Here is a 24,639-nt window from a genome sequence, read left to right as displayed (position 1 = left end):
TAAAAGTCAAATTAAATCATTTCATCTTCGGGGCGTGGTGAAATTCCCGACCGGCGGTAATGGACATGGTCCTTGAGCCCGCGAGCCGATAAGGCAGGATCCGGTGTGATTCCGGAGCCGACAGTATAGTCTGGATGGGAGAAGATGAAGGTATGCCTGCGTTCAAAAAGCAACGTCTGAACGTTTGTTTATGCATGACTTTTCTCCCCTTAAGCTGTCGCTTAAGGGGAATTTGCTTTTTTGGACTGCGGGTGCCTTCCTTCTGAAGAGATGGATGAAAAAGAAGGAGTATGACAAATGAAAAAGAACAACGTACGTGTACTAACTGCAGTCGGGCTGCTATCAACGCTTTCCTACTTATTGATGCTGCTCAATTTTCCGATTCCGCCGTTTCCAGGCTTTTTAATGATTGACTTCAGTGATGTGCCAGCGCTGATTGCGGCCATCGTGTTCGGACCGGTTGCGGGCATTACGGTAGAATTTTTGAAAAATGTGATTAATTTTATTATGACAGGCAGTCCGACCGGCGTTCCTGTTGGGCATTTGGCCAATTTTGCGGCTGGTGTAACGTTTATTCTGCCTGTTTATTACGTATATAAACGCTTTGAATCGAAAAAAGCGATGCCGTTTGCTATTTTGGCCGGTGTTGTTTCAATGTCGGCTATCATGAGCGTACTAAACTACTTTATTATTTTACCGGCATACACGCTATTTCTGGGCTCTCCAGCAATGAGCGGTGCGGAAATGCGCCAAATGATTGTAGCGGGTATTTTGCCGTTTAATCTCGTCAAAGGCGCCATTGTGGGGATTGTGTTTTACATGATTTTCGTGCGCCTCTACAGCTGGACGAAAAAGCTTGCTGCTGCATAAACAGAAAAAACCGGCCTCCAATCAGGAGGCCGGTTTTTTTTCTATTCGAATTTTAAGGCGTCGCCGTCAAACGGTTCATCCGCAATTTTGATCGAATCAGTCGGGCAGCCTTCAAATGCATCCTGCATGTCTTCTTCAAGTACATCCGGAACAGCAGCTGTGCCTTCATTCTCGTCTAAAATAACGAACGCAATGCCTTCATCATCATAATCATAAATATCAGGGGCTGCAGCGCCACAGGCGCCACAAGCGATACATGTGTCTTTATCGACAATCGTATATTTCGCCAAGATTTAAACCTCCTATAAAATCAGTCAGTAAGCGTAGTTGAAAACACTTCTATTGTTCATTCTAAGTCCGATTAATTTACTTTTCAATAAAAAACTTCCCTCTTCTTGAATGAAAGAGCTTTCATTGTGATATAAATAAAAAATAAGGACAAGAACGCATGTTTTGTGATACACTATCGCTGTAAAAGAAGGGTGGGATGCATGTGCGATGTCTTGACGCCGTGATACTCAATATGTTGAAAGAAGTTGAGGGGGAACGAACCTCTTCGTCTGTCTTTCATTTATTGAAAGGAAAAAAATCCGCTCAGACGATTCAGGATGCCCATTTATATAAGCTGGCCAAATGGTTTCAAACAGCGCCTTTTCTTAAGGTGGATACATTTGATCGACTCATTCAACAATTGCTGGAAACAGGCTGCGTAAAAGGAGAACGACAGCGTTTATTTGTGACGGATAAAGGAATAGATAAAATGGCTGGTGTGTTTCAGCATACTGGATATTTTCCGTTTTTATCAGGCTGGAAGCTGGCTGGCACTGCACCGATTTTTTTCAGCCGGCTGCAGCTCATTGTTCAAGTGGTCTCACACCTTGCTTATTCAGATCGGACCTATTACCCCATCACCCGTGACGAGCGGGTGCAGCATTGGGTAAAACAATTTATAAAAGAAAACCCGTTTGAAAAAAGGGCACTTGCAGATCAGCTGAACAGGGAACTCTCTCACGTGCTTGAGCAGCAGCCAGAACAGCCCGATTGTCTGCTGCTTCGCTTTTCTGGTCACGGCCAAACAGGCAGGACCGCATGGCAGACAGCCGAAATGCTCAATATGGAAACAACGGAATATTGGTTTCGGTTTTTACACAGCCTGCACGCCGTCGTTCAAATGGCAAAGAAGGATGACGGACAGTTTCCGCTTTTAAGCCGGCTTTTAAATGGAATTACCGTTTCTGTTCCGCTGACCGAATCTGCCCGAAAAACGGCCGATTATTTACATAAAGGAATGACAATTGAACAAATTGCCAGCGTAAGGCGTTTAAAACAGGCAACGATTGAAGACCATGTTGTGGAGCTGGCGCTTAATGATCCGCTTTTTTCTATCAGGCCTTTTGTTGATGAACAAAAAGAAGCGGCTGTAATAAAAGCCGGGGGAACAAGCACGGCGCGCCAGTTAAAGCCTCTCAAAGATCAACTGCCGGATCATTCTTATTTTCAAATTCGGCTTGTTTTAGCAAAAGAAAGCAGGGATTGAGATGACCATCGATGAACATCTTCATCATACATTTGGCTTTTCGTCTTTTCGGCCTGGTCAGCGTGAAACGATCGAGTCACTTTTAAGCGGACAGCATACACTCAGTATGCTGCCGACCGGGATGGGAAAATCACTTTGCTATCAGCTCCCGGGTTTGATGTTAGACGGTGCCGTCTTGATTGTGTCCCCGCTCCTGTCGCTTATGCAGGACCAGGTGGAACAGCTGAAAATAAAAGGTGAAAAAAGAGTCATCGCTTTAAATTCTTTTTTGCAATATGAAGAAAAACATGCGGCGCTGTCGCAGCTTGAACAATACAAATTTATTTTTTTATCACCGGAGATGCTGCAGCTGCCCTATGTGATAAAGGCACTGGGCACACGTTCCATCGCGTTGTTTGTCGTCGATGAAGCACATTGCATTTCTCAATGGGGGTATGACTTTCGCCCGGATTACGGCCTGCTCGGCAAAGTAAGGAAAGAGCTTGGCAATCCATTGACGCTCGCATTAACAGCAACAGCCGATAAAAAAGTGCGCTCTGATATCCGTGAAAAGCTTTGTTTAAATGACGTTTCAGAATGGGTCTTTTCTGTAAACCGGCCTAATATCGCGGTTGATATTGAAGTGGTTCAAGAGCCGCTTGAAAAACAAAAACGCCTGCAAGAGATTGTTCACTTTTTGCAAAAACCCGGTATCATTTATTTCTCGGGGAGAAAATCGGCAGAAGAAGCAGCGATGTATTTGAAACAGCACGGAATCAGTCGCACCGCTTTTTATCATGGCGGGATGGATGCGGGGGATCGACTGCTAATCCAGCATCAATTTTTAAACAGCGATCTTGATGTCGTCTGCGCCACGAGCGCATTTGGCATGGGAATCAATAAAGAAAACGTTCGATTTGTCATTCATTATCAGATGCCGTCACAAATGGAAGCGTATTTGCAGGAGATTGGTCGTGCAGGCCGTGATGGCAAGCCGGCTATTTCTATTCTGCTGTACGTGCCGGGAGATGAAAAACTGCATGAGTTTATTGCGGAATCCGAATTTCCGGATGAAGAACAAATTCGCCAGGTTACTGAATATGGCCTTCATCCACGTGATGTGCAGCCGCCGCTCTCTGAAACACAGGAACGGTTTTTGGTCCATTACGCAAAAGCGGCAGATGAACACCACGAACCGAGAGCAGCATTTATCAAACAGGTTCGAACGATGCTTTTAGACAAAAAAGCGGAAAAACGATTTCAAATGAAGCGGTGGATTGAATCAGACAGCTGCCGCCGTGCGGCTTATATGCAATTTTTCGACGAGCCGCCGCCTAGTCAGCCCAATTGCTGCGATCGCTGCGGTCTTGACCGGATACTGTATAAGGAAAGTCGGCAGATTGAGGAAGAATTCGATCAGCCAGATTGGCGTGAGCGGCTAAATCGTCTTTTGCCGGGATATTGACCTCTTACCCTATTTGAACATGTGGGGTATAATAATAAGTAATTTCTTTTTACGATGACAATGGGAGGAATGATGATGAAAGACCCTTATCGTGAAATAGCTGAACAGCACAAACAGCCGCTTGAAAAAATAAAAGAACCTATTTTGGCAGAAGGTGAAACGCTGCAGCGGCCTGTTAAAGAAAAAACAGAAAAAAAACGTCATTACCCGCTGATCACTGCACTGCTTGTCTTTTTTATCGCTTCACCTTTTTTAGCGATTTATGCGTTTAAAGAAGAAAAGCCGGTGGTCAACCAAATTGTGAATGAACAGCCGGATGCTGTGCAGGATGAAGCGGCTCAGCAAGAATAGTAAACGACGGATAGGGATGAAAAAGAATTTATGTGGAAGCAATTGATCTTAGCTGCGTCTCCATTGGCGGCAGCCGGTTTGTATATGTGGAAAGAAGCATTTCGAAATGAAGTAAAAGAAACGGTTTTAGCTGATCATCGATTTCCGGAAAAAGCGCCGCTTGCGCTTTTTTTTATTTCCGATATTCATCGAAGACTCATTCATCCATCGATTATAACAAGTGCTGCCGGCCGGGCTGACGCTGTCATTATTGGCGGTGATTTGTGCGAAGGCGGAGTGAATAGCCGGCGTATTCGAGAAAACATCAAGCGTCTGTCATCCATCGCTCCCGTTTATTTTGTTCCAGGCAACAACGATTATGAAGTGGAATTTGAGCAGTTGGCGGTGATTTTTTCGGAATGGAACGTGACTGTTTTGAAAAATAATTCGGTTTCGCTGACGGATAATGTGTACTTGCTTGGAACAGATGACTTAAGCAAAGGAAAAAGCGATAAATCCTCCCTTTTTCACAGTGTCCCTTCCAATGTGTATAAAATTATTGCCAGTCACAATCCGGCTTTTATCCGGACCATTCAGCCGGAAGACCGGGTGGCGATTTTGTTGAGCGGGCACACACACGGCGGACAAATTCGTTTGGGGCGCTTTGGAATGTATGAAAAAGGGTGTTGGAAAACAGTGAACGGGATTCATGCGCTTGTGTCAAACGGATATGGAACAACAGGCATCCCGTTCCGGCTGGGCGCGCGGGCGGAAACGCACCTGATTACACTTTGCCAGCCGGAGCAGGCGATCTAAATTTTACGCGGAACAAGCTGACTTGTATAATAACTGTACAACCTATCCGTGAAAGGAAAGAGCTTTATGACTGAAGGGAAATACAATATTAAAGCGGTATCAACGCTTACGGGTATTCAGCCGGGCACACTCCGAGCTTGGGAACGGCGTTACAACATACTGGAACCCGTCCGTAACGAAGCAGGCCACCGCCTCTACACCGATGAACATATCCGCAAGCTGAAATGGCTTTCAGAAAAAGTTCATCAGGGCTTTACAATCAGCCAGGCAGCGTCACTTCTTGCCCAGCATGATGATGCGCCTGATTATTATTTGCCGAATGCTGAGTCAAACCAGCATGAAGCGCTGGCGGAAGAACTGCTTCAGGCGCTGCTTCGTTTCGATGAAGTAAAAGCACAAGAATTGATTAATAAAGCATTTGCTCTTTATACAATTGATAATGTAACGATCAATATTTTAGCGGCGCTGCTCGTACGGATCGGAACGCTTTGGGAAGGTGGCGAGATTACGACCGCCCACGAACACTTTGCGACGTCTATTTTGCGCTCACGCATCGGGATGGTTATGCATTCATTTCCGCATAATGGTGTGCTGCCGAAAGTAATCGCGGTTTGTGGGCCAGATGAATGGCATGAGCTTGGCCTGCTCATTTTTACGCTGTTTGTCAGACGTCTCGGCTATGAAGTGGTGTACTTAGGGGCAAGTTTAAAAGAAGGCGATATTTTTACAGTCACAGAAACGGTGAGACCGAAGTTTTTATTTTTTTCCTGTACGCTTCGCCAAAACTTAGAGCCAGCCTTGCAATTGGCAGATGAGATAAAAGAGAAGCATCCGGAAATTGACATCGGGATCGGAGGCGCAGCGATGACCGGACTGATTCCGGAACGCGCAGCACAATATGTGGTCGGCAGCAGCCAAAATGAATGGAATGTGTGGATGAGCAGCAGGTTGTAAGCGGCGGAATTGAAATGTCCGGGCTTTTTTTCTACAATAGACAGTGCAGAGAAAAGGAACGGGAGCGGATGAAATGAAAACGGAAGAATGTATTATTGTCGGCGGCGGGCCGTGCGGACTTGCGGCTGCCATTGCGTTAAAAGAAATCGGCAAAAATCCGCTTGTAATTGAAAAAGGCAACGTTGTTAATGCGATTTACGGCTACCCAACCCACCAAACATTTTTCAGCTCAAGCGAAAAGCTGGCGATTGGTGAAGTCCCGTTTATTATTGAAGAACGAAAGCCTCATCGGAATCAGGCACTTGTGTATTACCGGGAAGTTGTCAAGCTGAAAGGGCTCCGTATCAATCGGTTCGAACAAGTTGAACAGGTCCAAAAGCAGGAAAGTGGACTTTTTCATGTTCATACGTCGAAAGATTCGTATGAAACGCCATATGTCGTCATTGCAACTGGTTATTATGATCATCCAAACTATATGAATATTCCAGGTGAAGAAATGGATCATGTCTTTCATTATTTTAAAGAAGCGCATCCGTTTTTTGATACCAATACTGTTGTCATTGGCGGGAAAAATTCATCTGTTGACGCAGCGCTTGAGCTGCATAAAGCGGGGGCGCGGGTGACGGTGATCTATCGGGGAAGCGAGTACTCACCTAGTGTGAAGCCATGGATATTGCCTGAATTTGAGGCGCTTGTCCGGAATGGTGAAGTCAATATGATTTTTAACGCGGAAGCGGAGAAAATTGACAAAGGATCGTTTACGTATAAAGTCGATGGGAAAGAGCAGACAATCGATAACGATTTTGTGTTTGCAATGACCGGTTATCATCCGGACCATGCGTTTTTGAAGAAAATGGGTGTAGGCATTGACCCTGAAACAGGGCGGCCCGTCCACGCTGAACAAACGAAAGAAACAAATGTGGAAAATATTTTTATTGCCGGTGTCATTGCAGCAGGCAATAACGCGAATGAAATTTTTATTGAAAATGGCCGTTTCCATGGAAGTGAAATTGCGGCTGCGATTGAAAAAAGAGAAAAAGGCGGGGCATAATGCTCCGCTTTTTCTCACGGGAAAATTCGGTTAAGGTTTTTTCCGTGACCGGCTGACAGAGCTGCCAGTAGCTTTAAGCGCGCTTTCTGGCCGTTTAATCCACCTGCAAAAAGGGCCCCGGCTTTTTTTAATGCCGCCCCGCCTCCTTCATATGCATAGACCGGCTGCACGATGCCGCTGCCGCATCTTGAGGCGATGATAACCGGAACACCGAATTGAATAAGGGAAGCGAGGGCCTTGGCCGCATCAGGCGGTACATTGCCCTGCCCCATCGCTTCAATGACCACACCGTCACAGGATATAAGTTGGTTGATTAAAAAGGCATCCATGCCGGCATATGCTTTTAAAATGGGGATGTGATAATCAACTCGCTGTATATCGAACCTATCGGTTTTGAATGGAGTAAAGAAAAAGTGAGGACCTGTTTTTAAAATCGAGCCAACCGGTCCCCCGTTACGGCTTTGGAACGCTTCCAGGCTGCCGGTATTTGTTTTCGTCACAAGCGCAGCACTGTGAATGGTTTCATTCATGACAACAAGAACCCCTTTGCCATGAGCTGCGCCGCTGGCCGCTGTTTTAACAGCAGCGATTAAGTTAGAAAGACCATCCGCGCCGCTTTCATTGCTCGAACGCATTGCGCCTGTGAGCACGACAGGAATAGGTGTGTCCAAGGTCAAGTGAAGAAAGTAGGCTGTTTCTTCCATCGTGTCTGTTCCGTGTGTAATCACCACACCATCTGCATCCGATGCTTCAATTTCTTTTTTCAGCACCATCATGTACTCTACGGTCATATGGGGCGAAGGAATTTGGAACGGTTCTTTTATCGTATAACGGGCATCGACACCGGGGATATCCATCACTTCAGCGATCGGGTTAGCACTACCCGGGGCTACGCTGCCTGTCTCGGCATTTTCTTTCATGGAAATCGTGCCGCCTGTATGCAGCAGTAGAATGTGTTTTTTCGACATGTTTCATACTCCTTATTTTCATTCTTTACGTCTCATGATACGATGGAAAAAACAGAAAGAAAAGAGGAAACGTGTATGATCCCGATTCTTTCAGCGGGAATTGCACCCGGTCTTGCGCTTCTGGTCTTTTTTTATTTGCGTGACCGCTATGAAACTGAACCGGTTGCTACAGTGGCCAAAGCCTTTTTATGCGGCGGCGTCGTCACGTTTCCGGTTATGTTTTTACAGTATGTGCTTGAAGAAGAGCAAATTGTCGGCAACGGGTTTATGCAGGCGTTTTTATCGACGGCTATGCCGGAGGAATTTATGAAGTGGTTCGTTTTGTACTTTCTTATTTACACACATACACACTTTGATGAGCCTTATGACGGCATCGTGTATGCAACGAGTATATCGCTCGGGTTTGCGACGGCCGAAAATGTGCTTTATTTAGCGGCGCATGGAGTAGAATATGCTTTTATGAGAGCTCTTTTGCCGGTATCGAGCCATGCGCTATTTGGCGCCATTATGGGCTATTATTTCAGCCGGGCAAAGTTTGGAGACCGGCATTTGGAAAAGAAAATGCTCGCGCTTGCCTTGTTTTTGCCGTTTTTCCTGCACGGTTCATTTGACTATATTTTATTTATTGAAAGCACATGGATCTACTATATGGTTCCATTCATGCTGTTTTTATGGTGGTTTGCGATGAGAAAAGTGAAAAAAGCACATGTACTGACAGATGTTTATCATAGGCTGAAAATGTAAAAGAGGCTGCTCTCTCGAGCGCCTCTTTTTTTCGTATAAAAAAAGAAGTTGATGACAAACTATTCGTATATTTCGATAGGATGGTGAACGAAATTGACAAAATGGAAAAAGCAGATTGCTGTTTTTTTGACGATCGTTCTTCTGCTTGCATCCGGGCATGCGGGTGCATTTTCGGGACAAATTATTCAGCGCGGGGCGGAGGGGGACGATGTTATTGAATTGCAATCAAGGCTTCAATATACCGGATATTACCGAGATCCGATCGACGGTGTGTTTGGCTGGTCTACGTACTGGGCGCTGCGAAACTTTCAAGAATCATTCGGCTTGCCGGTAGATGGCTTAGCGGGAGAGGCGACAAAGCGGAAACTTGAACAGGCATCTAAGTATGATGAAGCACACGTGAAAAGCCAAATTCGAAAAGGAAAAGGATTTACGTATTATGGCGGTGCTGAGACGTCTGCACAGTCTGTGAATACACCGACTGGTTTTTCCCAAAATGATATTCAGCTTATGGCTAATGCGGTTTATGGAGAAGCGCGGGGTGAGCCTTATGAGGGACAGGTAGCGGTTGCTGCAGTTATTTTAAACCGGGTAGCGAGCCAAGCATTTCCGAACACAGTATCAGGCGTCATCTTTGAACCAGGTGCGTTTACGGCGGTAGCAGACGGGCAAATCTGGCTGACTCCGAATGAAAAAGCGAAAAAAGCGGTGTTAGATGCAATTAATGGCTGGGATCCGACCGGCGAAGCACTTTATTACTTTAATCCAGACACAGCAACGAGCGATTGGATCTGGACGCGGCCACAAATAAAAAAAATTGGAAAGCATATTTATTGCGAATAGGAGGAACCGGGAATGCGGACATTTTTAACGGCAGCTTTGGCCGTTTTGCTTGTGGTGACAGCCATATGGGGATTTAGCCAGTATCAGCAAAAACAAGCGATGATGATCGAAGCAGAAAACGGCTATCAGCAGGCATTTCATGAACTTGTGTATCAGGTGGATGTTATTCATGACCGGACCGGTGAAGCACTCGCGATGAACTCGAAGACCAATTTAACACCGGCATTAACAGACGTTTGGCGCCTTACATCAGAAGCCCATAACGCAATCAGCCGTCTGCCGCTCGGGTTTATGCCTTTCTCAAAAACAGAGGAATTTTTAGGCACCAGTGGTGACTTTACGTATAAGACGGCAGTCCGTGATCTTGATACGGAGCCGCTTACTGATAAAGAATACGAACAGCTGGAATCACTTTATAAGCAGGCGGCTGATATTCAAAAAGAACTTCGTACGGTGCAGATGTCTGTTATCGATCAAAATTTACGCTGGACGGATGTTGCACATGCAGCGGCTGACGGAGATGAGCCGAAAGACAATACCGTTATTGACGGGTTTAATAACCTTGAAAAAAAAGCGTCTGAATTTTCGGAAACAAATACCTTTGGAGCAACCCAAGTAGAAAAATCCGTTTCGGATGATGCCTTGAAAAAATTGACGGGGCCCCCCATTACGAAAAAAGAAGCAGCCGAAAAAGCAAAAGATTATTTTCAGGTCGATGCGGAGGTTACCTCGGTTGAAAGCAGTTTAAAGGGAGCGGCAGTTCCATTTTATAACGTGTCTGTCACCGGGCAAAACGGTGAGGAAGCAACAATGGACATTACGAAAAAAGGCGGCTACCCGTTAACTTTTACGGTTAACACAACACCGGGAAAAAGCCGGATCAGCTTACACGCTGCTTCTGAAAAAGCAGCCGCTTTTTTGAAAAAGCACGGATTTGAGGGCATGGTGGAGACAAACAGCGCTCAATATGATCATACGGGTGTGTTTACCTTTACGAAAAAAATAGATGACACACTGATTTATCCGGAGTCTGTGACGGTTAAAACAGCATTGGATACAGGAGCAGTTACAGGTCTTGAAGCACAAAATTATTGGAAGAACAAAAAGGAACGGACGATTCCTAAACCTGCTTTAACAGAGGAACAAGCGAAAAAAGAACTGCATCCAAAACTTACAGTCATGGAAACACATAAGGCAATTGTAACGAATAATGAAATGAAAGATGTACTGTGTTACGAATTTTTAGCGGAAAACGGAACGGCTTCGTATCGCGTCTTTATTAATGCAGACAACGGCAAGGAAGAGCGGATTGAAAAGCTGTCAGAAGCTGAAGCCGGGTACGCCTTGTAATGGGATATTGCATTCAGCTGGTGAATCCTTTATAATTTTTTCCAGTGAACGCTTTAGGTCATAAGGCGTATTAAGGAAAAAAGAGGGATATGGATGCTTGAACCCGGTAGGACAATTACCATGGAGCCGTTTGATGGAAACGACAAAAAAGAAGAATATCGATGCAAAGTAGTAGATATTGAAGAGGGAAAACTATTTATTGACTATCCGGTTAGTGTACAGACGAACCGGACGGTTTTTCTTCTGGACGGTATGCAGCTGGCAGTTAGTTTTATCGACCCTGCTGCTTCATCCGCTATTTTCCTTTTCCATACAGAAGTAATCGGCCGCGTCAAAAAGGAAATTCCGATGCTCATGCTGCATGACCCTGGTTTAAACAATTACGTCCGCGTACAGCGCCGGAAATTTGTCCGGGTGCAAAAAGCGGTCGATGTAGCGGTTGAGGTTGATGGGATGCCTTCATTTTCTTCCGTGACGGAAGACATAAGCGCGGGCGGTATGGCAATTGTACTTCCCGAATCAGCTCATGCTGATAAAGGGACAGAAGCAAAAGTGTATGGCGTAATTCCGTCGCAGCATACAGAACCCCGCTATATTGAAGCAATGGCTGAGCTGGTTCGAATTTATGAAGATAAAAAAAGCGGACGGCGCGTTGGGTCTTTTCAATTTAAGGATCTTGTTTATGCGGAACAGCAAATGCTCATGCGTTTTTGCTTTGAACAACAGCTGCAGCTGCGCAAAAAAGGAGTGGAATAACGAAGAGCCCAAAGTCTGGGTTCTTTTTTGTGTCCAATACAATCTATGATAAAATGAATAAGACTTTTTGGATGAGGTGACGAGATGGGTAAACAATTGCAAATTGCCATTGATGGACCTGCTGCTGCAGGAAAAAGTACAGTTGCAAAAATTGTGGCCGCACGGCTTTCTTTTATTTATATTGATACAGGCGCGATGTACAGGGCTATAACGTATAAAGCACTTCAAAATAACATAGATGTAGAAGACGGGAAAGCTCTTGGTCAGTTATTGAAGGATACGGTTATTTCCCTGGAGCAGGGAGAAGATGGACAGATTGTTCGTGTAGATGAAACAGACGTAACGGAAGCCATTCGGACGGACAAAGTGACGAACAATGTCTCAGCCGTAGCCCGGCATAGCGAAGTTCGCCGTGATATGACGATCCGCCAGCAGGAATTAGCTGCAAAAGGCGGCGTGGTCATGGACGGACGCGATATTGGCACAAGTGTTCTTCCAAAAGCCGATGTGAAGATTTTTTTACTGGCGGGTGTAGACGAACGGGCAAAACGGCGTCATGCTGAAAATTCAAAAAAAGGATTTTCATCAGATTTGGAGAATTTAAAAAGAGAGATTGCTGCACGTGACAAAATGGACACGGAGCGAGTTGAATCGCCGCTGAAAAAAGCAGAGGATGCCATTGAAATTGACACGACATTTATGTCCATTGAACAGGTAGCTGCAGCGATTATGGCTGCAGCCAAAGCGGGGGAATAACAAATGGTAACCTTTTATACAATCGCAAAAACAGCTGTGAAAACCATTTTAACTCCCGCTTACCGTATTCACGTCACGGGTCTTGAGCATTTTCCAAAAGAAGGCGGTGTTCTTCTTTGTGCGAATCACATTAATAACCTCGATCCGCCGGTTGTCGGCATCACAGCGAATCGGCCGGTTCGTTTCATGGCAAAAGAAGAGCTGTTTAAAACAAAATGGACGGGGAAATTAATGAGAGGGCTGAACGCATTTCCCGTCAAGCGGGGCATGAGCGACCGGGAAGCGCTGCGCAATGGATTAAGAATGCTTAAAGAGGGACAGGTGCTCGGCCTTTTCCCAGAAGGAACACGGTCTAAAGATGGGAAATTGGGAAAAGGACTTGCAGGGGCCGGCTTTTTTGCTCTCCGAACCGATGCGGCTGTTGTACCGTGCGCGGTCGTTGGACCATATAAAATCGGCAAAAAGCTGCACGTCGTATACGGACCGCCAATTGACATGAAGCCGCTTCGTGAACGGAAAGCCTCTGCTGAGGAAGCAACTGAGGCGATTATGCAGGCAATCGGAAAGTTGATAAAAGAGCATTCCGTGTGAGCTTCTGGCTTGACAAATTCGCACGTTTGTAAGAAGTTAAAAGTAAGAATTTTTTAAAATTGACGCAGTTTTGTATTGAGGAGGATTACATATGACAGAGGATATGAACCAAGCAGAAGTGAATAACTACACCGTTGGTGATAAAGTTCGCGCCACGGTCGTGAAAGTCGAAGAAAAGCAGGTCCAGGTGGAAATTCCGGACAGCAAGAAAGACGGCATTATTCCCATCAGTGAACTGTCAAGCCTTCACGTAGAAAAAGCATCGGACGTCGTCAAAGAAGGCGACGAGCTTGAACTGCTCGTAACAAAAGAAGAAGATGATCTATACGTTTTATCAAAACGAAAAGCGGATGCAGAAACCGCTTGGGATGACATGCAAAAGCGTTTTGAGGAAGGCACCATTTTTGAAGCGGAGATTAAAGAAGTTGTTAAAGGCGGTCTCGTTGTCGATCTTGGCATTCGCGGATTTATCCCGGCTTCACTTGTGGAAGATCACTTCGTTGAAGATTTTGAAGATTATAAAGGCCGCGTTATGAAGCTCAAAATTGTCGAGCTTGAACAAGATAAAAACCGGTTGATTTTATCACACCGGGCGGTTTTAGATATTGAAAAAGCAGAAAATAAACAAAAAGTACTTGAAGATATTCAAGCAGGAGACGTCATAGATGGAAAAGTACAGCGCCTGACAGATTTCGGTGCATTTGTTGACATCGGCGGTGTTGACGGACTTGTTCATATTTCCCAGCTTTCACATGACCATGTGGAAAAACCATCGGATGTATTGACAGAGGGTCAAGATGTAAAAGTGAAAGTACTTTCGATTGACCGTGACAGTGAAAGGATTTCTTTATCTATTAAAGAGACATTGCCTGGACCGTGGGAAAATATTGCGGATCGTGCGCCAATTGGATCTGAACATGAAGGAACGGTGAAGCGCCTTGTTTCATACGGTGCATTTGTTGAAGTGTTCCCGGGTGTAGAAGGGCTGGTTCACATTTCTCAAATTTCCAATCGTCATATTGGCACACCTCATGAAGTGCTTGAAGAGGGACAGCATGTAAAAGTAAAAGTGCTTGATGCAAATGAACAAGAACACCGTTTATCGCTCAGCATGAAATCATTTGAAGAGCACGAGCCGGAAGAAATGGTTGATTCATATGAAATGCCGGAAGAAAGCTCTGGCTTCCAAATTGGTGATATTTTAGGCGATCAGCTAAAAGACTTGAAATAAGACGGTGATGACAACTTGAGCAGAGTGGAACGAAAGATCGACCATATTCATTATGCGTTGTCGACGGGACAAAGCCGGGGAACCGGGTTGGATAACATTCAATTCGTTCATCGCAGTCTCCCAGATTCCTCTGTCAAAGATATATCGCTATCGACCAAAATCGGCGGACTTCAGTGGAGTTCGCCGATTTTTGTGAATGCGATGACAGGCGGGGGCGGACAAACAACAGCAGATATTAATGCACAACTGGCAGAAGTGGCGGCCGTGTGTGATATTCCGATGGCGGTCGGCTCTCAAATGTCGGCACTTCGCCATCCGGAAGAACGTCTGACATTTCAAGCAGCACGAAAAGCTAACCCAAGTGGTGTGCTGCTGGCTAATATTGGCTCAGAAGCGACAGTAGATGAAGCGAAAGCAGTATGTGACATGATTGAAGCAGATGGTTTGCAAGTTCATTTAAATGTGATTCAAGAGCTGGCCATGCCCGAAGGAGATCGTGACTTTCGCGGTGCCATGGACCGAATTGCGGCGATTTGTGATCGAGTAGATGTACCGGTGATTGTAAAAGAAACCGGTTTTGGCATTAGCCGTGAAACGGCGCAGCTGCTAAATGAATTGCCGTTAGCGGCCATTGATACGGCCGGATTTGGCGGTACAAATTTTGCGGCTGTTGAAAATGAACGATCTGCGCGCTCCATGTCTTTTTTTAATAATTGGGGCATTCCGACTGCTGTATCGATTGTTGAAACGGTCTCCGGGGCACCGAATAAACCGGTCATTGCATCAGGAGGCCTTCAGCATGCAGAAGACGTTGTCAAGTCACTTGCACTTGGTGCTTCAGCAGCCGGGCTGTCTGGTTTTTTACTGAACATTTTGCTAACCGGCGGACAAGAGGCGCTTATTGAGTATATTAATCAAATGAAGACAGAAATGCGGATGATGATGTGCGCCCTGGGAGCCAAATCGATTGACCAGCTGCACAGGGCACCGCTCATAATTTTCGGCCAGACGGAACAGTGGCTGCGTATACGAGGACTTGAACCAGAACGATTTGCGGTTCGAATACCGGCGCCATTTGATTCATAATCGAAATGTGATAAAATAAGATGTTGATTGAACCCCTTCTCGCGGCAGAAGGGTTTTCTTTTGAACAAAATACAAACAAATGAGTATAAATCGATGAACCATTGAAGGGAAAGATGTAATGATGAAACGGACTGTTGCAATCGTTGGAAGGCCAAATGTTGGCAAATCAACGATTTTTAACCGGATTGCCGGCGAACGTATTTCAATTGTCGAAGATGTGCCGGGTGTAACGCGGGACCGTATTTACAGCGCAGGTGAGTGGCTGACCCATGAATTCAACTTAATTGATACAGGCGGCATTGATTTAAGCGACGAGCCTTTTTTAGAACAAATTCGCCAACAGGCAGAAATTGCGATTGACGAAGCAGATGTGATTATTTTTATCGTCAATGGCCGTGAGGGCGTCACATCGGCGGATGAAGAAGTAGCAAAAATTTTGTACCGGTCAAAAAAGCCCATCGTCCTTGGCGTCAATAAAATTGATAACCCGGATATGCGGGCGGATATTTATGACTTTTATTCGCTTGGTTTTGGCGAAATTTATCCAATTTCAGGCTCGCATGGGATTGGTCTCGGCGATCTGTTAGATGAAGTTGTGTCACATTTCCCGAAAGGTGAAGACAAGCCATATGAGGATGATGTGATTAAATTCTCTTTAATCGGCCGTCCAAACGTAGGCAAATCATCATTAACGAATGCGCTGCTTGGCGAAGATCGTGTTATTGTCAGCGATATTGCCGGCACGACACGCGACGCAGTTGATTCTCCTTATACGTATAACGGTCAAAAATACGTTATTATCGATACAGCCGGTATGCGCAAGCGTGGAAAAGTATACGAAACAACCGAAAAATATAGTGTGCTTCGTGCCATGAGAGCCATTGAACGCTCTGACGTTGTTTTAGTCGTTCTGGATGCAGAAGAAGGCATTCGTGAACAAGACAAACATATTGCCGGCTATGCCCATGAAGCAGGACGAGCGGTTGTGATCGTCGTGAATAAATGGGATGCCGTAGAAAAAGATGAAAAAACGATGGGTGAATTTGAAGAAAACATTCGCAGCCATTTTCAATTTTTGGATTACGCGCCAATCGTTTTCCTATCTGCGTTAACGAAAAAACGTATTCATACGTTAATACCGTACATTGACCGGGCGAGTGAAAGTCACTCGATGCGCGTTCAATCCAGCGTTTTAAACGATGTTATTACAGATGCAGTCGCGATGAATCCAGCGCCATCCGACAAAGGAAGACGCCTGCGTGTTTATTATGCGACGCAAGTAGCCGTCAAGCCGCCGACATTTGTCGTGTTTGTCAATGAACCGGAACTCATGCATTTTTCGTATCTTCGCTTTCTTGAAAACCGCATTCGGGATGCATTCGCGTTTGAAGGGACGCCGATTCACATTATTGCGCGTGCAAGAAAATAAGGTGGAAAGGCTGTGTTTCACATGACAGAAAAAATCGCAGTGCTTGGAGCGGGAAGCTGGGGAACAGCCCTTGCGCTCGTGCTTGCCGATAACGGACATGACGTTTATGTATGGGCAAAAAATGAAGAGCGAATTGATGAACTAAACACCTATCATACAAACAGCCGGTATCTGCCGGATATTTCCTTGTCTGAGCATATTAAAGGAACAACGTCACTCATTGAAGCGCTGGAGGACGTTGAAACGGTAATAATGGCCGTACCGACAAAAGCGGTCCGAGAAGTCGCCCAGCAGGTCGTGGAAGCGGCTAAAGTACCTCTAACAGTCGTTCATGTTTCTAAAGGAATCGAGCCGGATTCGCTTCTGCGGATTTCCGAAATGATTGAGCAGGAAATGCCGGAAAGGGTCCTAAAGAATGTGGTCGTGCTGTCCGGCCCGTCTCATGCAGAGGAAGTAAGCCTTCGTCATCCAACGACGGTCGCAGTATCGTCTAAATCAGCAGCAGCCGCACAAAAAACGCAGGATTTATTTATGAATCAGCACTTTCGTGTGTATACAAACCCAGACATGATTGGGGTAGAAATTGGCGGGGCGCTTAAAAATATTATTGCGCTGGCCGCCGGAATTTCTGACGGTCTCGGCTACGGTGATAATGCAAAAGCGGCGCTTATTACGCGCGGCCTGGCAGAAATTGCCCGTCTCGGAACAAAAATGGGCGCCAATCCGCTTACGTTTTCAGGTCTTGCCGGTATTGGGGACTTAATTGTTACGTGTACAAGCGTTCACTCAAGAAACTGGCGGGCTGGCAATATGCTGGGTCAAGGGAAAAAGCTCGACGAAGTGCTCCAAAGTATGGGCATGGTTGTAGAAGGCGTCCGCACAACAAAAGCGGGTCATCAGCTTTCGAAAAAATACGACGTGCAAATGCCTATTACAAATGCGCTTTATCAAGTTTTATTTGAGCAGCAGGATCCGAAAAAAGCAGTAGACGAATTAATGGCCCGTGTGAAAAAACATGAGCTCGAAGACTTAATCGATATTTTGGATACAAAGTAGGACTAGCAGAAAGGACGAATGACCATGTCACCATCCATGCTGAAAATGTGGATTTCATTTGCCGGAATGGGGCTGATGATTGTCTCCATTTTCTCGATTTATTTAAGCCGTTATAAATTTAGCAACGGCCTTTTAAAGGGATTAACGGCGCTGTTTGCTTATTTATGCATGATTGTCGGCGGACTCATCGTCGTGTATGTAGTATTAAGCGGTCCGACCCGCTAGCAAAGAGGTGAATGAGTAAAAAATGAATATGAGAAAAAGCTTGCTTCTTTTCTCCATTACGCTGCTCTCTTTTATGTTGAGCGGCTGTCTATATCCAGACGAAAATTTAAACCAAAATGAACAGCCATATGAAGACCAGCTTCAGTCGGTTCAGTCGGCTGTCGATCAGTTTCAGACAGAAGAAGGCGGCATCTTGCCAATTAAAACAAAAGAAGACGATCCGGATCTTTATGAAAAGTATCTAATTGACTTCAACAAAATATCTCCTCGCTTTATGGCAGAAGCGCCTGGAAATGCATTTGAAAGCGGCGGCATTTATCAGTATGTCCTTGTCGATGTCGAAACGGATCCTACTGTGAAACTAATTGATTTGCGTGTAGCAGAGCAAATTCGAAGCATCAACATCCGTCTCATCGCCCATGAATATCCGCCGTTTAAAGACACGCTGGCCGATGACGTGTATTCACTGGACTTCACGGAGCTTGGGTTTGAGGATGAACCGTACGTAACAAGTCCGTATTCCGGCAAGCAGCTGCCGCTTGTCATGAGCGGTAATGGGACGCTCTACATTGATTATGCGGCTGACTTGTACGCTGCCCTGCAAAAAACGGATACACCGCCTGCGCCCGGTAGTGACATTCGCTATTTGCTCGTTCAATCATCACCGTTTGTCCCTGCATACTCGCTGCCTTATACAGTAGACGCACAGGGAGAACCTATTTTTATGAACAAACAGAAGCCTGAGTAACATGCGGGCTTCTTTTTTTGCATATATTTCAAAAGTAGCTCATACACTGTAAGGCAGGCGGCGGACGAGCCGTTTAACACGGAAGGGGGCTGCTTATGGAAAAAACAGAATTGATGAAAGATATCGCTGAACGAACAGAAGGCGATATTTATTTAGGCGTTGTCGGTGCCGTTAGAACGGGAAAATCAACGTTTATAAAGCGGTTTATGGAGCTGCTCGTCCTCCCGAATATGGATAGTGAATCCGAACGCCGACGCGCGCAGGATGAACTGCCGCAAAGTGCGTCAGGCAGAACGATTATGACAACTGAGCCAAAATTTGTCCCAAGCCGTGCAGCTGCCGTTCAAGCGGGCGGCGTCCTAGTCAACATCAGACTCGTGGATTGTGTGGGCTATGTCGTGCCGGAAGCGAAGGGGTATGAAGATGAGCATGGTCCACGAATGATTCAGACGCCGTGGCATGACGAGCCAATTCCGTTTGATGAAGCGGCTGATATTGGGACGCGAAAAGTGATTGAAGAGCATTCAACGATTGGCGTTGTCGTCACGACGGACGGGTCATTTGGCGAAATGCGGAGAAGTTCATACGTTGAGGCCGAGGAAAAGGCAGTAAATGGCTTAAAGGAAGTCGGCAAACCGTTTATTTTAATTATTAACTCGGCACGTCCTGAACATCTTGAAACGATGCAGCTGCAGCAGGAACTGTCTGAAAAATATGATATTCCCGTGCTCGCTATGTCGGTTGAATCCATGACGGAAGCCAATGTGCTTCATGTCCTGCAGGAAGCGTTATTTGAGTTTCCGGTTCATGAAGTAAACGTCCATCTTCCCTCCTGGATTATGGCGCTTGATGAAGCCCATTGGCTGCGGGACAAATACAATGAAATGGTGAAAGAAACGGTAAAAGATATCAAAAGATTACGGGACGTAAACCGTGTCGTTGATCAATTTGGCGGCGGTGAGTATATCGAGTCCGCCGTTTTAACGGGAATGGACATGGGGCAGGGAATTGCTGAAATAAATGTTCACGCACCAGATGGTTTATATGAAACGATTGTAAATGAAATTATCGGGGAGCCGCTGCGTGGAAAAGAGCACTTGCTTGAAATTATGCAGCATTATGCGCGTATTAAAGAAGAGTACGGACAGGTGGAAGAAGCACTGAGAATGGTGAAGCAGACCGGCTATGGCGTTGCTGTTCCGCCCATGAGTGAGATGCGCTTAGAAGAGCCTAAAATCATTCGTCACGGCGCGCGTTATGGCGTTCGAATGAAAGCGGTGGCGCCATCCATTCATATGATTCAAGTAGATATTGAATCGGAATTTTCGCCTATTATTGGTACCGAAAAACAAAGTGAAGAACTTGTTCACCACGTCATGAAAGATTTTGAAGAAGATCCGTTGTCCATTTGGGAAAGTGATATTTTTGGCCGCAATTTAAGTTCGATAGTCCGGGACGGCATTCAATCGAAAGTGTCATTAATGCCGGATCATGCCCGCAGCAAATTAAAAGATACACTGGAAAAAATCATTAACGAAGGCTCGGGCGGCATGATTGCCATTTTACTATAAAGTGCGTCAGACTCTCAAAATGGGAGTCTTTTTTCATTGAAAACGGGGAAAATGCCCAATTGAGATGGATTCTGCTTGATATGACCGAACACATGTGATACTCTTTTAACAGAATTACGGTAAAACATTGATATAACAATGTTTATCGGGTCTCATGCGGGAGGAGGTGAATGGCATGAACAAAACTGATTTGATCAATGAAGTTGCGGAAACAGCAGAACTTTCTAAGAAAGACGCAACAAAAGCAGTTGACGCTCTTTTCGATGCCATCCAAGATACATTGGCAAAGGGCGACAAAGTACAATTGATCGGTTTCGGCAATTTCGAAGTACGCGAACGTTCAGCACGTAAAGGACGCAATCCGCAAACAGGCGAAGAAATCGAAATCGCTGCAAGCAAAGTACCGGCATTTAAACCTGGTAAAGCGCTTAAAGATGCGGTTAAATAAGTACATAGCCTAATCCGGCTAGAAGTGGGACTGCCCCAATTGGGGCAGTCCCTTTTTTTGAACACTTCTTTTTGCCGGGGTAGGAATCGATATGCTAAGATGAAGTGCAGTACAAACAATAAACATGCAATATATGTATACAGGAGTGATAAAGATGGCTGAAGTAGATCATGCCAAAATTCAGCAGGCAGTGCGCCTTATTTTGGAAGCAGTCGGCGAAAATCCAGACCGGGAAGGCCTTCAAGATACACCAAAACGGGTAGCGAAAATGTATGAAGAAGCGTTTTCTGGTCTTCACATCGACCCGAGGCATTATTTCGAAACGGTATTTGAAGAGCAATACGAAGAACTCGTGCTTGTAAAGGATATTCCTTTTTATTCAATGTGTGAACATCATCTTGTTCCGTTTTTTGGTCATGCCCATGTGGCGTACTTGCCAAAAGGCGGAAAAGTGACGGGACTAAGCAAACTTGCGCGGGCAGTAGAATCGGTCGCCCGCCGCCCACAGCTGCAAGAACGTATCACGAGTGAAGTAGCGGATTCCATTATGGATATGCTGCAGCCGCATGGCGTTATGGTGATTGTCCAAGCGGAGCACATGTGCATGGCGATGCGCGGCGTAAAAAAGCCAGGCGCGAAAACCGTGACAACTGCAGCACGCGGATTGTACCAAAACGATGCTCAGCTGCGGACTGAACTGCTTTCGCTCATTCGTTCGTCATGAGAACACGAGTATGATATACTAAATGTACGCAATAAAGACGGAACGGAACAAAATTATTGAAATGATTCGTGAGTGAGGGGTTTTCACAATGAGGGAGTGGCAGAAAGAGCAGAAAGCACTACTTGAAGAGATCGACCGGGCGTGCAGACAGCCATTTTTAAACAAAATCATTGGTGTGCCGTCCATTAACCCACTTCGGGTAGCTGCTTTAATGCTGGCCTTTACGGATGAGGATAGAAAAAACGCAAATGTACAAAAACAAATTACAGCAGCCGTTCTTATTCAGCTGGCTCTTGATACGCATGATATGATTCCGTCTGTGACGGAAGAAATGACGCAAAAAAACCAGCTCATCGTCCTAGCAGGAGATTATTTTAGCGGCATGTACTATCGAACACTTGCAGAAGCGGGCTGTATCCATTGGGTAGGCATTCTTGCGGGTGCTGTGAAAAAAGTAAATGAAGCGAAAACGTCTCTTCACCGGCATAAGCTCGAATCAGAAGAAGCGATTTTTCGAGCAGTTCAAACAATTGAAGGAGATATTATCGGTTCGGTATACGCTAAGAACGAAGCAGATGAGGCAGTGGGCCATGCCGCTCGGCAGCTTTTAGCAGCAGACCGGCTTTTTCGAGAAAAAGAACAGCCTTTTATTGTTTTTCATGCACTTGAACATGTGCTTGGAAATGAACAGCACGTGATTGGAGCAATTGAGCAGCAGCTTGAGCAGATACGCTTAAACATAAACGAGTGCATCAAAAATATAGATTCATACAGCGCGGCTGTGATTCAGGTGGAACGGGACCGCCTTTTCAGCACGCCGCTGCGACTTGTGGAAGAAGGGTGACCAGATGGAGCAATCAAAAGAAGAAAAAGTACACAGTGTCTTTGAAAAAATTTATGGCAACTACGATAAAATGAATTCGGTCATCAGCTTTCAGCAGCATAAGCGCTGGCGGAATGAAACGATGAAAATGATGAAAGTGCCAAAAGGAGCCAAAGCACTTGACGTCTGCTGTGGAACAGCGGATTGGACGATGGCGCTCGCGGAAGCGGCTGGACCTGAAGGAGTAGTAAAAGGGCTTGATTTCAGCCAAAATATGCTTGCTATCGGTCAACAAAAAATAAAAGCTGCCGGGCTTGAGCAAATAGAATTGATTCATGGCAATGCAATGGAGCTTCCGTTTGAAGACAATACATTTGATTATGTAACAATTGGCTTCGGACTTCGCAATGTACCGGATTATATGCAGGTGCTGAAAGAAATGCGCCGTGTACTGAAATCAGAAGGAATGGCTGTTTGTTTAGAGACAAGCCAGCCGCAAATGCCTGTGTTTAAAGAAGGGTATACGCTGTACTTCCGCTACATTATGCCGGCGATTGGGCGTCTTTTTGCCAAAAGCTATGAGGAGTATTCGTGGCTGCAGGAATCAGCGCGCCATTTTCCAGACATGAAGGAGCTTGCCCGCATGTTTCAACAGGCTGGTTTTGAAAATGTGCGTTTTAAAGCTCATACAGGCGGAGTGGCCGCAACCCATTACGGAAACAAATAATACTAGACCAAGAGCCGGGTGAAAAGAAATGAATATAAAACTGATTTATACGCGGTTAAAAGCAGATATTGATTTGATTGAACAAGAACTCGAACGTGCGGTCGGGTCATCGTCAACGATTTTGGAAGAGGCTTCTGTGCATCTTCTTCAAGCTGGCGGAAAACGCATTCGCCCGGTAATGCTTTTGCTCGGCGCAAAGTTTGGCGATTATGATATTCATCGTGTGAAGTATGCGGCCGCGTCACTTGAACTGATCCATATGGCCTCACTCGTCCATGATGATGTCATTGATGATGCGGTCATCCGCCGAGGGCAGCATACTGTCAAAGCGGAGTGGGACAACCGGATCGCCATGTATACCGGTGATTATATTTTTGCAGCCGCACTTGACTGCATGACGCAAATTGATGACGTGGAAGCCCACCGGATCTTGTCGAATACGATGACTGAGCTGTGCATCGGAGAGATTGTTCAAATACAAGATAAATACAGGTACGATCAGCATTTGCGCGATTATTTGCGCCGGATTAAACGGAAAACGGCCATTTTAATTGCGGCCAGTTGCCAGCTTGGTGCCATTGCGTCAGGAGCACCTGCTTCTATTCACCGGAAATTGTACGATTTTGGCTACAACGTTGGAATGTCTTTTCAAATTACAGATGACATTCTTGATTTTACGGCGAGTGAAAAAGAGCTTGGCAAGCCGGCAGGCGGCGATCTTCTCCAAGGAAATATTACATTGCCTGTTTTATACGCTATGGAAGATGAGGAGATACGCCAACATATTTCATCGGTGCATGCGCACTCAAGCCGTGAAGAAATCAATGACATTATTGACCGCTTGAAAAGCAGTGATGCCATCGAACAATCACACGTATTAAGCAGGCGGTATTTAGACCGTGCACTGGCTATATTAAATGAATTGCCGTCGGGACGACATCGCAATTCACTCCGGGACATTGCGTACTTTATCGGCAAAAGAAAATATTAATTTTTTTATGAAAGCGTTGTAAGTTTACAATGGAAGTGTTACGATTCATCATGTCCGCATGTAAGCGGTATACATAATACAGGAGTGGTGAACGATGGAAAAAACATACTTAATGGTAAAACCCGATGGCGTACAACGCGGCTTGATTGGGGAAATTACGTCCCGATTTGAGAAAAAAGGATTCCGTCTCGTCGGTGCCAAGCTTATGCACGTATCACGCGAAACAGCAGAACTTCATTATGGTGAGCATAAAGAACGTCCTTTTTTTGGCGATCTTGTTGATTTCATTACGTCTGGACCAGTATTTGCAATGGTGTGGGAAGGGGAAAATGTCATTGCGACAGCTCGCCAAATGATGGGTTCTACTAATCCGAAAGATGCGGCTCCGGCAACGATTCGCGGTGATTATGCAGTGAATGTGGGCAAAAATGTCATTCACGGTTCCGATTCTCCAGAAAGCGCAGAACGTGAAATTGGCATTTTCTTTAAAGAAGACGAGCTGACAGACTATACTAAATCAGGATCTGAATGGTTATACTAATAATTAAAAGAGTTTTCAGCCGGTGAGGC

Annotated in this window: 28 protein-coding genes and 1 riboswitch; of the genes, 26 read left to right on the top strand and 2 right to left on the bottom strand. The window is 45.5% G+C overall.

Features of this window, described 5'->3' with window-relative positions:
• The first annotated feature begins 19 nt into the window (after window positions 1-19).
• A riboswitch (FMN riboswitch) is annotated at window positions 20-150 on the top strand.
• Window positions 151-297: 147 nt separating this feature from the next.
• Window positions 298-870, top strand: a complete 573-nt coding sequence (locus tag NLX67_RS12615; RefSeq protein WP_046180477.1) for an ECF transporter S component — start codon at window positions 298-300, stop codon at window positions 868-870.
• A 41-nt stretch (window positions 871-911) separates the two neighbouring features.
• Here NLX67_RS12615 and NLX67_RS12610 read toward each other — a convergent pair whose 3' ends face one another.
• Window positions 912-1,160, bottom strand: a complete 249-nt coding sequence (locus NLX67_RS12610; protein WP_046180478.1) for a ferredoxin — start codon at window positions 1,158-1,160, stop codon at window positions 912-914.
• Between the two features lie 197 nt (window positions 1,161-1,357).
• Here NLX67_RS12610 and NLX67_RS12605 point away from each other — a divergent pair, with 197 nt between their 5' ends.
• The 6 genes from NLX67_RS12605 (at window position 1,358) to NLX67_RS12580 (ending at window position 7,002) form a co-directional block, all read left to right on the top strand.
• Window positions 1,358-2,407, top strand: a complete 1,050-nt coding sequence (locus tag NLX67_RS12605; protein ID WP_254311971.1) for a YpbB family protein — start codon at window positions 1,358-1,360, stop codon at window positions 2,405-2,407.
• A 1-nt stretch (window position 2,408) separates the two neighbouring features.
• Window positions 2,409-3,851 (top strand): RecQ family ATP-dependent DNA helicase, encoded by a 1,443-nt coding sequence (locus NLX67_RS12600; protein ID WP_254311970.1) that lies wholly within the window; start codon window positions 2,409-2,411, stop codon window positions 3,849-3,851.
• Between the two features lie 75 nt (window positions 3,852-3,926).
• Window positions 3,927-4,202, top strand: coding sequence for a hypothetical protein (locus NLX67_RS12595; RefSeq protein WP_254311969.1), 276 nt, complete (start codon window positions 3,927-3,929; stop codon window positions 4,200-4,202).
• A gap of 30 nt (window positions 4,203-4,232) precedes the next feature.
• The gene (locus NLX67_RS12590; protein WP_254311968.1) at window positions 4,233-4,997 is read left to right on the top strand and encodes a metallophosphoesterase; all 765 of its coding nucleotides are present in this window, start codon (window positions 4,233-4,235) and stop codon (window positions 4,995-4,997) included.
• 66 nt (window positions 4,998-5,063) lie between these two features.
• Window positions 5,064-5,951: a MerR family transcriptional regulator gene (locus NLX67_RS12585; protein WP_046180483.1), complete on the top strand. Its 888-nt coding sequence runs from the start codon at window positions 5,064-5,066 to the stop codon at window positions 5,949-5,951.
• A gap of 73 nt (window positions 5,952-6,024) precedes the next feature.
• Window positions 6,025-7,002: a YpdA family putative bacillithiol disulfide reductase gene (locus NLX67_RS12580; protein WP_046180484.1), complete on the top strand. Its 978-nt coding sequence runs from the start codon at window positions 6,025-6,027 to the stop codon at window positions 7,000-7,002.
• Window positions 7,003-7,016: 14 nt separating this feature from the next.
• Here NLX67_RS12580 and NLX67_RS12575 read toward each other — a convergent pair whose 3' ends face one another.
• Window positions 7,017-7,970 (bottom strand): asparaginase, encoded by a 954-nt coding sequence (locus NLX67_RS12575; RefSeq protein ID WP_254311967.1) that lies wholly within the window; start codon window positions 7,968-7,970, stop codon window positions 7,017-7,019.
• 75 nt (window positions 7,971-8,045) lie between these two features.
• Between NLX67_RS12575 and prsW the strand changes: the two genes are divergently transcribed.
• From prsW to ndk, 19 genes are all read left to right on the top strand, one after another.
• A complete protein-coding gene (gene prsW, locus NLX67_RS12570) occupies window positions 8,046-8,714 on the top strand; it encodes a glutamic-type intramembrane protease PrsW (RefSeq protein ID WP_254311966.1) in 669 nt (222 codons plus the stop codon).
• 93 nt (window positions 8,715-8,807) lie between these two features.
• Window positions 8,808-9,557 (top strand): spore cortex-lytic enzyme, encoded by a 750-nt coding sequence (gene sleB, locus NLX67_RS12565; protein ID WP_254311965.1) that lies wholly within the window; start codon window positions 8,808-8,810, stop codon window positions 9,555-9,557.
• A 12-nt stretch (window positions 9,558-9,569) separates the two neighbouring features.
• Complete coding sequence (ypeB, locus tag NLX67_RS12560; protein WP_254311964.1) at window positions 9,570-10,907, top strand: germination protein YpeB; 1,338 nt, start codon at window positions 9,570-9,572, stop codon at window positions 10,905-10,907.
• Between the two features lie 93 nt (window positions 10,908-11,000).
• Entirely contained in the window at window positions 11,001-11,663 is a 663-nt protein-coding gene (locus NLX67_RS12555) for a flagellar brake protein (RefSeq protein ID WP_254311963.1), read from the top strand.
• A gap of 84 nt (window positions 11,664-11,747) precedes the next feature.
• Window positions 11,748-12,419: a (d)CMP kinase gene (gene cmk / locus NLX67_RS12550; protein WP_254311962.1), complete on the top strand. Its 672-nt coding sequence runs from the start codon at window positions 11,748-11,750 to the stop codon at window positions 12,417-12,419.
• 3 nt (window positions 12,420-12,422) lie between these two features.
• Window positions 12,423-13,010 carry a lysophospholipid acyltransferase family protein gene (locus NLX67_RS12545; protein ID WP_254311961.1) on the top strand — a complete coding sequence of 196 codons (588 nt, stop codon included), beginning with the start codon at window positions 12,423-12,425 and terminating at the stop codon, window positions 13,008-13,010.
• A 91-nt stretch (window positions 13,011-13,101) separates the two neighbouring features.
• Complete coding sequence (gene rpsA / locus NLX67_RS12540) at window positions 13,102-14,241, top strand: 30S ribosomal protein S1 (protein ID WP_046180492.1); 1,140 nt, start codon at window positions 13,102-13,104, stop codon at window positions 14,239-14,241.
• Window positions 14,242-14,256: 15 nt separating this feature from the next.
• Window positions 14,257-15,327 (top strand): type 2 isopentenyl-diphosphate Delta-isomerase, encoded by a 1,071-nt coding sequence (gene fni, locus NLX67_RS12535; protein WP_254311960.1) that lies wholly within the window; start codon window positions 14,257-14,259, stop codon window positions 15,325-15,327.
• 118 nt (window positions 15,328-15,445) lie between these two features.
• Window positions 15,446-16,756, top strand: coding sequence for a ribosome biogenesis GTPase Der (gene der, locus NLX67_RS12530; RefSeq protein ID WP_046180494.1), 1,311 nt, complete (start codon window positions 15,446-15,448; stop codon window positions 16,754-16,756).
• A 21-nt stretch (window positions 16,757-16,777) separates the two neighbouring features.
• Window positions 16,778-17,812, top strand: coding sequence for an NAD(P)H-dependent glycerol-3-phosphate dehydrogenase (locus NLX67_RS12525; RefSeq protein ID WP_254312028.1), 1,035 nt, complete (start codon window positions 16,778-16,780; stop codon window positions 17,810-17,812).
• 18 nt (window positions 17,813-17,830) lie between these two features.
• Window positions 17,831-18,037 carry a DUF2768 domain-containing protein gene (locus NLX67_RS12520; protein WP_375143377.1) on the top strand — a complete coding sequence of 69 codons (207 nt, stop codon included), beginning with the start codon at window positions 17,831-17,833 and terminating at the stop codon, window positions 18,035-18,037.
• A 28-nt stretch (window positions 18,038-18,065) separates the two neighbouring features.
• Window positions 18,066-18,785, top strand: a complete 720-nt coding sequence (locus tag NLX67_RS12515) for a hypothetical protein (protein WP_046180607.1) — start codon at window positions 18,066-18,068, stop codon at window positions 18,783-18,785.
• Between the two features lie 95 nt (window positions 18,786-18,880).
• Window positions 18,881-20,356, top strand: coding sequence for a stage IV sporulation protein A (spoIVA, locus tag NLX67_RS12510; protein ID WP_046180496.1), 1,476 nt, complete (start codon window positions 18,881-18,883; stop codon window positions 20,354-20,356).
• Window positions 20,357-20,531: 175 nt separating this feature from the next.
• Window positions 20,532-20,804: an HU family DNA-binding protein gene (locus tag NLX67_RS12505; protein ID WP_046173727.1), complete on the top strand. Its 273-nt coding sequence runs from the start codon at window positions 20,532-20,534 to the stop codon at window positions 20,802-20,804.
• 154 nt (window positions 20,805-20,958) lie between these two features.
• Complete coding sequence (gene folE / locus NLX67_RS12500) at window positions 20,959-21,528, top strand: GTP cyclohydrolase I FolE (RefSeq protein ID WP_046180497.1); 570 nt, start codon at window positions 20,959-20,961, stop codon at window positions 21,526-21,528.
• A gap of 88 nt (window positions 21,529-21,616) precedes the next feature.
• Complete coding sequence (locus tag NLX67_RS12495) at window positions 21,617-22,372, top strand: heptaprenyl diphosphate synthase component 1 (protein WP_046180498.1); 756 nt, start codon at window positions 21,617-21,619, stop codon at window positions 22,370-22,372.
• Between the two features lie 4 nt (window positions 22,373-22,376).
• Window positions 22,377-23,078, top strand: a complete 702-nt coding sequence (locus NLX67_RS12490) for a demethylmenaquinone methyltransferase (RefSeq protein ID WP_254311959.1) — start codon at window positions 22,377-22,379, stop codon at window positions 23,076-23,078.
• 28 nt (window positions 23,079-23,106) lie between these two features.
• On the top strand, window positions 23,107-24,069 hold the full coding sequence (gene hepT / locus NLX67_RS12485) for a heptaprenyl diphosphate synthase component II (RefSeq protein ID WP_254311958.1): 963 nt from the start codon (window positions 23,107-23,109) through the stop codon (window positions 24,067-24,069).
• Between the two features lie 94 nt (window positions 24,070-24,163).
• Window positions 24,164-24,610, top strand: coding sequence for a nucleoside-diphosphate kinase (gene ndk, locus NLX67_RS12480; RefSeq protein WP_046180501.1), 447 nt, complete (start codon window positions 24,164-24,166; stop codon window positions 24,608-24,610).
• The last annotated feature ends 29 nt before the right edge of the window (window positions 24,611-24,639 follow it).

Source organism: Domibacillus sp. A3M-37 (assembly GCF_024213455.1).
Classification (GTDB): Bacteria; Bacillota; Bacilli; order Bacillales; family Domibacillaceae; genus Domibacillus; species Domibacillus tundrae.
This window is presented reverse-complemented; position numbering and strand designations above follow the sequence as displayed.

What these genes read in the sequence shown, in the direction of transcription:
- NLX67_RS12615 (WP_046180477.1), top strand. Translation starts at nt 298, where the DNA reads ATGAAAAAGAACAACGTACGTGTACTAACTGCAGTCGGGCTGCTATCA.
- NLX67_RS12605 (WP_254311971.1), top strand. Translation starts at nt 1,358, where the DNA reads ATGCATGTGCGATGTCTTGACGCCGTGATACTCAATATGTTGAAAGAA.
- NLX67_RS12600 (WP_254311970.1), top strand. Translation starts at nt 2,409, where the DNA reads ATGACCATCGATGAACATCTTCATCATACATTTGGCTTTTCGTCTTTT.
- NLX67_RS12595 (WP_254311969.1), top strand. Translation starts at nt 3,927, where the DNA reads ATGAAAGACCCTTATCGTGAAATAGCTGAACAGCACAAACAGCCGCTT.
- NLX67_RS12590 (WP_254311968.1), top strand. Translation starts at nt 4,233, where the DNA reads ATGTGGAAGCAATTGATCTTAGCTGCGTCTCCATTGGCGGCAGCCGGT.
- NLX67_RS12585 (WP_046180483.1), top strand. Translation starts at nt 5,064, where the DNA reads ATGACTGAAGGGAAATACAATATTAAAGCGGTATCAACGCTTACGGGT.
- NLX67_RS12580 (WP_046180484.1), top strand. Translation starts at nt 6,025, where the DNA reads ATGAAAACGGAAGAATGTATTATTGTCGGCGGCGGGCCGTGCGGACTT.
- NLX67_RS12575 (WP_254311967.1), bottom strand. Translation starts at nt 7,970, where the DNA reads ATGTCGAAAAAACACATTCTACTGCTGCATACAGGCGGCACGATTTCC.
- prsW (WP_254311966.1), top strand. Translation starts at nt 8,046, where the DNA reads ATGATCCCGATTCTTTCAGCGGGAATTGCACCCGGTCTTGCGCTTCTG.
- ypeB (WP_254311964.1), top strand. Translation starts at nt 9,570, where the DNA reads ATGCGGACATTTTTAACGGCAGCTTTGGCCGTTTTGCTTGTGGTGACA.
- NLX67_RS12555 (WP_254311963.1), top strand. Translation starts at nt 11,001, where the DNA reads ATGCTTGAACCCGGTAGGACAATTACCATGGAGCCGTTTGATGGAAAC.
- cmk (WP_254311962.1), top strand. Translation starts at nt 11,748, where the DNA reads ATGGGTAAACAATTGCAAATTGCCATTGATGGACCTGCTGCTGCAGGA.
- NLX67_RS12545 (WP_254311961.1), top strand. Translation starts at nt 12,423, where the DNA reads ATGGTAACCTTTTATACAATCGCAAAAACAGCTGTGAAAACCATTTTA.
- rpsA (WP_046180492.1), top strand. Translation starts at nt 13,102, where the DNA reads ATGACAGAGGATATGAACCAAGCAGAAGTGAATAACTACACCGTTGGT.
- der (WP_046180494.1), top strand. Translation starts at nt 15,446, where the DNA reads ATGATGAAACGGACTGTTGCAATCGTTGGAAGGCCAAATGTTGGCAAA.
- NLX67_RS12525 (WP_254312028.1), top strand. Translation starts at nt 16,778, where the DNA reads ATGACAGAAAAAATCGCAGTGCTTGGAGCGGGAAGCTGGGGAACAGCC.
- NLX67_RS12520 (WP_375143377.1), top strand. Translation starts at nt 17,831, where the DNA reads ATGACCATGTCACCATCCATGCTGAAAATGTGGATTTCATTTGCCGGA.
- NLX67_RS12515 (WP_046180607.1), top strand. Translation starts at nt 18,066, where the DNA reads ATGAGAAAAAGCTTGCTTCTTTTCTCCATTACGCTGCTCTCTTTTATG.
- spoIVA (WP_046180496.1), top strand. Translation starts at nt 18,881, where the DNA reads ATGGAAAAAACAGAATTGATGAAAGATATCGCTGAACGAACAGAAGGC.
- NLX67_RS12505 (WP_046173727.1), top strand. Translation starts at nt 20,532, where the DNA reads ATGAACAAAACTGATTTGATCAATGAAGTTGCGGAAACAGCAGAACTT.
- folE (WP_046180497.1), top strand. Translation starts at nt 20,959, where the DNA reads ATGGCTGAAGTAGATCATGCCAAAATTCAGCAGGCAGTGCGCCTTATT.
- NLX67_RS12495 (WP_046180498.1), top strand. Translation starts at nt 21,617, where the DNA reads ATGAGGGAGTGGCAGAAAGAGCAGAAAGCACTACTTGAAGAGATCGAC.
- NLX67_RS12490 (WP_254311959.1), top strand. Translation starts at nt 22,377, where the DNA reads ATGGAGCAATCAAAAGAAGAAAAAGTACACAGTGTCTTTGAAAAAATT.
- hepT (WP_254311958.1), top strand. Translation starts at nt 23,107, where the DNA reads ATGAATATAAAACTGATTTATACGCGGTTAAAAGCAGATATTGATTTG.
- ndk (WP_046180501.1), top strand. Translation starts at nt 24,164, where the DNA reads ATGGAAAAAACATACTTAATGGTAAAACCCGATGGCGTACAACGCGGC.